At 38.5% G+C, this 11,091-nt stretch carries 6 protein-coding genes; all 6 read left to right on the top strand.

What is annotated here, in order from left to right:
• Positions 1 to 708 precede the first annotated feature (708 nt).
• On the top strand, positions 709 to 1,797 hold the full coding sequence (locus AC3DU7_RS13405) for an ABC transporter substrate-binding protein (protein WP_488039839.1): 1,089 nt from the start codon (positions 709 to 711) through the stop codon (positions 1,795 to 1,797).
• Between the two features lie 10 nt (positions 1,798 to 1,807).
• On the top strand, positions 1,808 to 4,060 hold the full coding sequence (locus tag AC3DU7_RS13400; protein WP_488039837.1) for an ATP-binding protein: 2,253 nt from the start codon (positions 1,808 to 1,810) through the stop codon (positions 4,058 to 4,060).
• 182 nt (positions 4,061 to 4,242) lie between these two features.
• Entirely contained in the window at positions 4,243 to 5,613 is a 1,371-nt protein-coding gene (locus AC3DU7_RS13395) for a hybrid sensor histidine kinase/response regulator (RefSeq protein ID WP_488039836.1), read from the top strand.
• Positions 5,614 to 5,956: 343 nt separating this feature from the next.
• Entirely contained in the window at positions 5,957 to 9,544 is a 3,588-nt protein-coding gene (locus AC3DU7_RS13390) for a response regulator (RefSeq protein WP_488039835.1), read from the top strand.
• A 644-nt stretch (positions 9,545 to 10,188) separates the two neighbouring features.
• On the top strand, positions 10,189 to 10,950 hold the full coding sequence (locus AC3DU7_RS13385) for an RNA-guided endonuclease InsQ/TnpB family protein (RefSeq protein ID WP_488039834.1): 762 nt from the start codon (positions 10,189 to 10,191) through the stop codon (positions 10,948 to 10,950).
• On the top strand, positions 10,926 to 11,091 hold a 166-nt coding region (locus AC3DU7_RS13380), incomplete at its 3' end, for a transposase (protein WP_488039838.1). The genes AC3DU7_RS13385 and AC3DU7_RS13380, both read left to right, overlap by 25 nt.

Genomic DNA, 11,091 nt, shown 5'->3' with positions numbered 1-11,091 from the left:
GATAAGCAGGTTGTCCTTGCTGTTGTACCCACTCTGTTAACTCAGACAAGGATAAGCCTAAGAGAGGGGTTTTGGTAGGAGTAATTAAAGATTGAGTCATTTCAGTTATCAGTTATCAGTTATCAGTACCTCTAGTTCAAAGTCAGAGGCTTGAAATATTGAACTTGATTTTCTCTTGGTCGATTGGATATGGCGAGGGGACCTGCTCTTGATAGAGTCGCTCCGAAGATCGCCATCCCTTGACCGCTTTTTCATCCCCTTGAAAGGGAAGGCTTAAGACCTGATTTTTTTGTCATTAGTAATTAATCTATTTGTGTAAATAAACGGTTGAATACTTCTAGACTTCTTTAACTATACTATAAAGTATAAAGGTCGCCTAAATATATAGGTATAATACCAATTACCAAAAATAATGCTACACTTCCGATGCGACTTCAGCTATTAAGTAATAATAATGATTCAGTAATTTTGCATGCGATTATCGGCATTAATTCCAAATATATTATACATTTACACCCTACTCCCACTCCAAAGAAGATGTAGCAAAACTTTTGAGAAATGGTATAATATGATAAAATTTTGAATTGGCTGACATGAGAAATATTGAAAGGGATAGCATGGCGAAAGTAAGTTGTCTACCTACTTAGTATGTTACTATTTTTTTATGGACACAATTTTGTTATACCTAAAACAGAGTAATAAATTTTGATGTGTTCAATCACTATCCACTCACAATCATCAATAATGATGCTACACAAAAACTTTCTCAGCAATATCAAGCTCAGACTCTTTTGGTTAGTTTATCTCATACAAAAAGCCGGTCGCAAAATATCGCCTATTTCTGTGCGGGGGTTGTTTTTAGCGATCGCTACAAGCGCTATAATTATCAGTTGCAACTCTGCGCCTCTCGAACCCTTGCGCATTAGTGTAGGAGTTTGGCCAGGCTACGAACCATTTTATCTTGCTCGAGAACTTGGCTACTATGACGATCGACCCATCAACTTAGTAGAGACGACATTTCTTCAAGAAGAAAATCGCGCTTTTCTGAATGGTGAACTTGATATGTTCTGCACGTCTTTAGATGCAACTTTAGAATTGCTAGAAACCGAAGCCAATAGCCGGATTTTTCTGATCTTGGATGTTTCTAATGGGGCTGATGCTCTCCTAGTCCAATCAGAAATTGACAATATTGCCAGTCTCAAGGGCAAAAAAATTGGTATGCAGCCCTCTCCTTTAGGACGATTACTATTAATTCATGCATTAGAAACGGTTGATTTATCCATTGAAGATGTGGAACTAGTCAATCTAGAGATGGTAGATCAAGAGAGGCCCTTTCAAGCTAAAGAAATTGATGCTGTCGTAACTTACGATCCCATTCGTGCAAATCTCATTGCTTCTGGTGCAAAAGTCTTATTTGACAGTTCTCAATTGTCTGGAAAAATTGTTGATGTTCTTGTGGGGCGTCAATCTTTAATTTCAACTCATTCTCAACAAATCAAAATCCTTTTAGAAGGGTGGTTTAATGCTCTTGATGCGCTTGCAGAAAATCCAGAAGAGAGCATTAAGTTTATGGCTAAACGAGAAGGGGTGTCTCCAGAACAGTTTAAACAGTCTCTCCAAGGTTTACGATTAATCAGCCTCAAAGAAAACCAAGAAATTTTTAATCAAACCAATACTGAATTTATCGAAGGGATGCGAAGATTGTCAGATTTTCTCAAAGATAGCAAAGTAACAAAGAAAGCAATTGATCCTGTTTCGATTCTTGAAGGACAAATTCTGAGCAAAATTAAAACTTAATTGAGTAACTATGCCAAGTTTTTCCTTATCTTTACGATATTCTATTCCTATAATTATTCTGAGTCTGGGGGGAATTTCCGGTTTAATTGCTTTTCAGCGAGAAGTTCACATTGCTTTTACTCGAACAGAAGAAAAAATTAAAGAACAAGCAAAATTTACCGGAGGTCAAACTGCCGGTTTACTAGAATATCAATATCGTCAAAATAATACTCAAGGTGCAACCTTAATTATCAATCGCTTGGCAAAAGCACCTGCTATTACTCTAGCATTACTTGTTGATGAAAATAATGTCATCATTGAAACAACTCGCTTGCAATTTCGAGAGGAAAAAGTTTCAGAAATTGTTGAAGAGTGGGTAGCTAGTGTAGTACAAACTGTTCGTCAAACACAATCACGTCAAGTTATTTTAAATGACAACCGAAAAAATCTTTGGGCTTTCTATCCAGTTGGCTTAGTCAATTCTGCTGGAGAAATTTTACCTTCAGAAGTTGGTGTATTATTACTCAAATACGATCTAAATATATTAAAACAACAAGCTTTCGCTGATGCAATTCGACAATCTCTAACTTATAATACTATTCTGAGTTGTTTGTGTTTATTTCTCTGGTTCTTTTTCTCAAGATTTGTTGTTTCTCCTTTGAGACAATTGACTGATACTGCTGCAATAATTGGTAGAGGTCAGTTAGATACTCGTATTCACATCAGATCCCCCAATGAAATTGGTGTGCTTGCTGTCTCCTTTAATCAAATGGTCGAACAATTACAAGATTCTCTGATTGCTTTGGAAAAAAACAATGAAATATTAGAACAACGAGTACAAGAGCGAACGCAGGAACTAGAAATAGCCAAAGAAAAAGCCGAAGCAGCCAACCAAGCAAAAAGTGCCTTTATTGCCAACATGAGTCACGAGTTACGCTCTCCTTTAAACGCTATCCTCGGCTTTACTCAAATTATGACTCGTTCTCAAACCCTTTCCAAAGAACATCTTGAAAATATCAGTATCATTAGTCGCAGTGGCGAACACCTTCTGACTTTAATTAACAATGTCCTAGACCTTTCTAAAATTGAAGCCGGACGCATTACTCTCAATCAGAAAAACTTTGACCTCCATCGCCTACTCAACGATATTGAAGATATGCTCTACCTGAAAGCACAAGAAAAAGGCTTACAACTTTTAGTCGAGCATACTAACGATATTCCTCAATACATCTGCACCGATGAGGTGAAACTACGTCAGGTTTTAATTAATATTATTAGTAACGCCATTAAATTTACTTCACAAGGAGGAGTCTCTCTTAGAATTGCTCAAAAATCTTCCCCATCTAATCCCACCCAAATTATCTTTGAAGTCGAAGATACTGGAGCTGGAATTGCAGCAGAAGAACTGGATAAACTTTTTGAAGCCTTTAGCCAAACTGAAACAGGAAAACAAGCTCAAGAAGGAACGGGATTAGGATTACCAATTTCTCGTAAATTTGTCCAACTAATGGGGGGAGACATTCATGTTAGATCCAGACTTAACAAAGGAACGATTTTTACCTTTGAAATAAAAGCTACCATTGTCACAGAAGGCGAGGTTGTTGAGACTCAAATTCCCCAACGTCATGTTATTGCCCTGGAACCCAATCAACCTAAGTATCGGATTTTAGTAGTAGATGATAAACCTCTGAATCGTCAATTATTAATTAAATTTCTTTCCCCTCTGGGATTTGAACTCCAAGAAGCTGTCAATGGCCAACAAGCAATAGAAATATGGAATGATTGGCAACCTCACCTAATTTGGATGGATATGCGGATGCCAGTGATGGATGGATATGAAGCCACAAAACAGATCAAAGCAACAGCCAAAGGAAAAGCAACAACAATAATTGCTCTGACAGCTAGTGTATTGGAAGAGGAAAAAGTAGTAGTTTTATCGGCAGGGTGTGATGATTTTATGAGAAAGCCATTTCGCGAAACAGATCTCTTAAACAAGATGGCAGAATATTTAGGGGTGTGCTATGTGTATGAGGAAAGTGAGATTAAGCCGAAACAAAAGGAAGAAACCCTTGAATCTATTGAAAAGAAAGTCAAGGTATTATCTGAAGAATTAAAAAAACAACTAAAAGATGCTTTGCTGACAGGAAATTTAGCAGGAATTGCTCATACAATTGCCCAAATTAATCAATTAGATAATTCTCTAGCTGAAGCAATACAAAAATATTGTGATGGCTTTGAATATGAGAAAATTTTGAATTGGTTGAGTGATTACAGCACTTTTTAGGAAGCGTGAGGTACAGTTTGAAAATGAATCTTTTTTTCCCTACTGCCTACTGCCTACTCCCTACTCCCTAAAGTCCTAAAATTTTGTATCTCATCAACTCCAAAACTGGTGTAAGAATATGAATATCATCAAACAAAATGCTAAACTAATAATAAAATCATAAAAATATTTAATCATAACTTATGAGTTTCTCGCTAATCAACTCAAAGCATGGCAATATTTTAGTTGTAGACGATACTCCTGCCAATTTACAAATATTAATAAGTTTATTGTCAAAAAAGGGTTACACAGTTCGTCCAATGCCCAGTGGAAAACTTGCTCTTGAAGGGATTCATCTTAATTATCCCGATCTGATTTTACTTGATATTCAAATGCCAGAACTCGATGGTTATGAAGTATGTAAGCATTTAAAAGCCGATCCTCGCACTCAAAATATTCCTGTGATTTTTATTAGTGCCCTTGATGATATTTTTGATAAAATAAAAGCATTTAAAGTAGGCGGAATTGATTATATTACTAAACCTTTTCATGCTGAAGAGGTCTTGTCCCGTGTAAAAACTCATATTACTTTATATAAACTCCAGAAACAATTGCAAGAGAAAACTGTAAATCAAGAGCGAGAAATTCAGGATAAAAATCTAATTTTAGAACAAATGATTGAGCGCTTAGAAAGTACCAATCAAGAATTACAAGAACGTTTAGAGCAACTAAAAAAAACACAATTGCAATTAGTTCAAAGTGAAAAAATGGCAACTTTAGGTCAAGTTGTTGCTGGAGTAGCCCACGAAATCAACAATCCTGTGGGATTTATTGAAGGAAATATTAGTCATGCTTTAGAATACGTTGAAGCTTTAATTCATTTGGTGAGTCTCTATCAAAATAAATTATCTACTCCCGATCCAGAAATTAAAGAATATATTGAAGAAATAGATCTGAATTTTTTAATTGAAGATTTTCCTAAAACGATCGCCTCCATGAAACAAGGGGTCGATCGTATTTGCAATATTAGTGCTGCATTACGCACTTTTTCCCGTGGGGATAACGATCAAAAAGTTGGTTTTAATATTCACGATGGCATTGATAGTACTTTGTTAATTTTAAAACATCGACTTAAGGATGATGGAAAAAATTCAGTTATCAAGGTAATTAAAGAATATGGAGAATTACCAGAAATAAACTGTTTTCCTGGTAAATTAAATCAGGTGTTTATGAATATAATTGCTAATGCCATTGATGCTTTAGAAGAGAGTAATTTTGGTAAAACTTTTGAGGAAATTAAAGCTACACCAAGTCAGATTACTATTACTACAGAAGTTGACAGTGAAAACCAACAGATAATCATCCGAATTAGAGACAATGGCATAGGTATGAAAGAAGAAGTGAAACAAAAGATATTCGACCATTTATTTACGACCAAAGGAGTAGGTAAAGGTACGGGTTTAGGCCTATCAATTTCCCGGCAAATAGTAGAAGAAAAACATGGAGGAAAACTTACTTTGAACTCCGCACCAGGGGTAGGTACAGAGTTTGAAATTGCTTTACCCAGGCAATAACGAAGTCAGAAGTCAGAAGTTATTTTTGTAACGGAGATTTAAGTTCCGCTCCAATTGTAGCAAAAATTTATAAAACTGGTCTAATACCAACTTGATAAATGTTTGTTACAAATAGTAGAAGTAAGAAAGAAGGAAGAGAGAAGAAGGAAGAAGGGGTAAATATTGAAAAAAAGGGGTAAACGATATCAATAACTGTCTAAAATGAACTGAATGAGCTGTTTTTAAGTATACCCGTTCTTGATCCACTTTTTATAGCATTCTTTTTTCAAATTGGTATAATATACCATTACCAAAAACCTAAATTAACCACCGCTAAAGCAGTTATTGATTAAATTGGATTCTCATGACAAAAGTAATTTCTACAAACGTTACCCAGTCAAAATCTCCAAGTTATTTGGCCAGATTACAAGGACAACTCTTTAAAAAGAAGCGCTCGGTTGTTGTTCGCCTAAACTTTATCTTATTACTAATATTTATGGTGATTACTGGCGTTTCTATTGGTGTTCTATTTTTTAGTTACCAAGTCAAAAAATCCACCGAGAAAGTACTGGAAGTAGAGGTTCCTAAAGCACTCGGTACGATTAGTATGCTTGAAGAATTAGGTACTATGAGTGGTAATTTGTTAGAATACGTTCTTGGGGAAGAAGAAGAAGAGCAAGAATACTTCAAAAACTATAATGAGTTGCTAGAATTTCGAGATAGCGTTTCCATCAAAATTCGCAACACTCGTAAGCGAGATTGGGACCGCTTGGACAGACTGATTGAAGATTTCCGCAAAGAATCAGAAGAAAAAGTGTTTAAGGGCTATGACCCCAGTGCCGATCGCAAAGCCAGTCAGCGCATCAGTACTCTACTGAAAGATGTAGGTGTGCCCATGGAAAAGTTGTTACAGCAGCTCAAAGAGGAAGAACTGGCTGATGCTGGCAAATCTAAAAGTTTTGATGAGGTGGTGCGCGATGACCTTCCAGGAGTCCGTTACTATCTGGAACTGTCAGAACTCGCTGGTAATATGCTTGCTGCATTGAACCGCTTCATCCTTAACGATCCAGATGCTAAACGGGAGTTTTTTGAGTATGCTCTGGATTTTGAAATTACTTTTGAAAATCTCCGTGCCCTAGAGCAAAAAGAACAGGAAACAATTAAACTCAGAGAGATAAAAAGGCTCTTTGATGAGCTGAAAGCAGAAGGAGAAAGTATTCTCAAGACCTACCGAGCGAATAATCGCGAACAGGCTCTTCAAACCATCGAAAACTTGGAGCGTCGCAACTACCAAGAAGCCGAAAAATTGTTAGAAAGTCTCTCAAAAACTGCTCGGAAACAAGTTGATAAAAGTAAAAACTCCCTCAACCAGTTGGTGACATTCCTCAATATCATGACCGTGTTTACGATCACCTCCGGTGTTACTTTGGTGTTGCTTTTGATTTTCTACGTTCGCAATTCAATTCTTCAACCCTTACAGAAAATAACTTTAGCGGTGGAGTATCTTCGCTCGCGTCAGGGAGTCTACGAGATCGAACAAGACCGCTACGACTTGGAATTTGATACCATTTTAAGCAGCCTGAATTTATTTAAACATGAATTGATTGAACTAGATAGACTGCGAGAAACGGAACAGGCACGAGCCATGCAGCTAGAAGATGCACGCGAGTTAGCCGAATCGGCCAGCGCCGCAAAAAGCAATTTTTTGGCAGTAATGAGTCACGAAATTAGAACCCCGATGAATGCGATTTTGGGTTTGAGTCACTTGACATTGCAAACAGATCTAGACACCCAACAAGTTGACTATATCCAGAAAATTGAAAGCTCCGGTAAATCTCTCCTGCGTCTCATTAACGATATTCTTGATTTCTCAAAAATTGAAGCGGGGAAACTAGCACTAGAAAAAATTGATTTTGACCTTGACGCGATTTTGCAAAATATATCAAATATAGTCAGCTTACACGCAGAAGAAAAAGGTCTCGAATTCTTAATCGATATCGATCCAGAAGTCCCAAATTCACTGAGGGGCGATCCACTGCGATTAGAACAACTACTTCTGAACCTAATCAGTAATGCTATCAAATTTACGGAAGTTGGTCAGGTGATTGTTCGGCTTACTTTGCGAGAATGGCGAGAAGATCGAGTAAAAGTAGATTTTTCCGTTCTGGACACGGGGATCGGGCTTACCGAGGACCAATGCAAGCAACTGTTCCGCAGCTTCAGCCAAGCAGATGACTCGACCACCCGCAAATATGGTGGAACCGGCTTAGGTTTAGCCATTTGCAAACGCTTGGTCAACTTGATGGGCGGTGATATTTGGGTGGAAAGCCAGCTCGAACAAGGCAGCAACTTTCAATTCTTTGCTGTGTTTGAAACAGCATTAAATCCCCAGGTAGATTTCACTCCACCTCCAAAACTAAAAAATATAAAAGCGTTGATCGTCGATGATAGCCCGGCAGCAAGTAACATTCTCAAGAGGCTTTTGCAATCATTTTCCCTACAGGTTAACACTGTTGCTTCTGGAAAAGAAGCTCTAGAAGTCCTACAAGGGACCAAAAACCCCTATCAATTGGTGGTGGCTGACTGGCAAATACCCGATGAGATGGATGGTATCGAGTTAATTCAACGCATTCGTGCTGCTCCTCTGCCTCAGCAGCCTCGGATTCTACTCATTACCTGCCACGGGCAAATGGATATCAAAGGGTGTGCCGCACAAGCGGGTGCTGAGAATTGCTTATCAAAGCCTATCAATCGTTCGACCATCTACAATACCCTTGTGAGGATATTCTGCCCCGATGTTGTTGCGAAACCTGGAAAAAATAGTGTTAGCGAGCGCGCTGCGGCTTTTGATTCTTCTTGTCTTTCGGGCTATAAGTTATTGCTGGTGGAGGATAACGAAATTAACCAGCAGATCGCCCGAGAATTATTGGTAGGAGCAGGTGCGAGTATTGATACCGCAAATAATGGCCTAGAGGCATTGACAGCAGTGCAACACAATCATTATGACGCAGTGTTGATGGATATTCAAATGCCGGAAATGGATGGTCTTGAGGCCACGCGACACATCCGAGCTTTGGGCAAATCGGATTCTCCCGAAAATCACCGTTTCACTGATTTGATCATCATTGCTATGACAGCCCATGCTATGATTGGCGATCGCGACTTGAGCCTGCTTGCAGGTATGAACGACCATATTACAAAACCTATAGATCCTAGTCATGTTTTCCGAACCCTGAAACTTTGGCTAAAAACGTCTACAGCAGAAAGAAACAGCAACATGAAAATACAACTTGCAGAGTCTGATACAGTCTTTTCTTCTCCTTGGCCACCTGCTACCAAGGAGTCACTTGTTTTGGCGAGGATCGATGTCAAAGAAGGTGTCCATCGTATTGGGGGGAATCTCAATGCCTACCTCCATATTTTGTGTAAGTTTCGCGAACAGAACCAAAATACTCTAGCAAATATCCAAGCTACAATTGCGGCGACAGACTACACCACTGCTCGAGAGCAAGTCCATAGTATCAAAGGCACCGCAGGCAATATCGGAGCCAAAGATTTGTTTTTGGCTGCTTCTGCCCTAGAGAAATCTTTGCATAACAACTCCTCAACCGAAGTGCTGCATGATTTAATGCAAACCTTCAGCCAATGCTTTGCCGCCGTGATGGAATCCCTATTGAAGCTAGGGCCATCTATAGAAAGTTCCACAGGTGCGATCGATCAACCCCATCGGATAATAGAACCGCAAGTCCTGAAAAATCGCCTTCAAGAACTAGAACATCTTTTGCAAAACGATATTGCAGTAGCATTAGAAAAACTCCGAAATTTAAATGAAGTCACCCAAGGAACGCCATATAGTGTTGAAATTAAACTGCTTCAAAATGCGGTCTTTGATTTTGATACAGACACAGCGCGAAAACAACTCCAAGATTTAATCGCACGAATAGATTCATGAACAAAGGCAGTTATTCTGAGGACAGAAGGCAGAGGGCAGAAGGAAAATTGGATGAGGTTTCTGACTCCATCCAATTGTAGACACCCTGTAGACAATGGGGTATTATGCCAATTCCCATGCATTATTGCTATACTTGGGCAGTACTTCAGTTATTAACTAATTAGCCCAGGGAAAATCAATTTTTTACTAATTTCAGCTAAGTTAATGTTAATTATTCTTGTGTTTGCTTCTCCCTGTACGGACGTTGCATACAACGTCCCTACCCACTCCCCCACTCCCCTGCTCAACAAAATGTAGAAAAGTTTTTGAGAAATGGTATTATACCCTTGTTCCCTAAAGGTTATGAGCGGCGGACAGGTTTCAGAATTCCCTTCTGTCTTCTGCCTCCTGCCCTCTGCCTCCTGATAGCAAATTCTGGCACTTAACTTGCCTTCGGTTTTGTATCTATCAGAGTAGAAAAAAATCGTCAAAAATAGTAAGTTAAACTCTATGACCAAAAAATAGGGCTATCAACAGTATTAAAATAATTAGACAAAGTGACACACAATTAGACATTTACTGTGATACACTAAATTTATGTCTAACTTATTAACTATATATGAAACAGCACAACTGCGCGCTTAGTGCCAACAAAAACAATAATCATGAAATCTTTTAAAACTGAACTCAAACTTAAACTACAACAAAAAACAATACTTGCCAAACACGCAGGAGTAGCACGTCATGCTTATAACTGGGGGTTAGCAACTTGCATAAAAGAGTACGAAGAAACTAAATTTCGCCCAAGCGCCATCACCCTGCATAAACGTTTAGTAGCCGAAGTCAAATCAATTAATCCCTGGTATTATGAAGTATCTAAGTGTGCCCCACAACAAGCATTAAGAGATTTAGAAAGGGCATTTAAAAACTTTTTAACTATTCGGGGACGTGGCTTTCCAGTCTTTAAGAAAAAAGGAAGAAAAGACAGTTTTTATTTAGAAGGAAGTATTAAGATTATTCAAGGGAACTACATAAAATTACCCAGAATAGGAATAGTAAAAACATACGAAATCTTACCTTCTGTGCCAGTAAAAAACGTCACCATATCCAAACGAGCAGATAGTTGGTACATCAGTTTTAAGTACAATTTTGAATCCTATCCAACAGAAAAAGTAGGAGAAACTATAGGTGTAGACATAGGCATAAATACATTAGCAACCTGTTCTGATGGCAGTAAATTTGCTAACGTCAAAGCCTACAGGGAAGCCAAAAAACGATTAGTTCGTCATCAAGGTGCAGTCAGTAAAAAAGTTATTGGCTCCAAAAACAGACGCAAAGCAGTAAAAAAACTAGCAAAACTTCACAAAAAAGCGGATGCGACCCCGCGACGACGTCAGCTCGCTTGCGGAACGCGCACCAAGCAGTAGCCGATATCAGAGCAGATGCACTACATAAACTCACTTCATGGTTAGCTAAAAACCACAGCACCATAGTAATTGAGGATTTGAATGTGAGTGGAATGCTCAAAAAGCGGTGCGACCCCGCGACGACGCCAGCTCGCTTGCGGA

This window comes from Okeania sp., from assembly GCF_983059655.1.
This window is presented reverse-complemented; position numbering and strand designations above follow the sequence as displayed.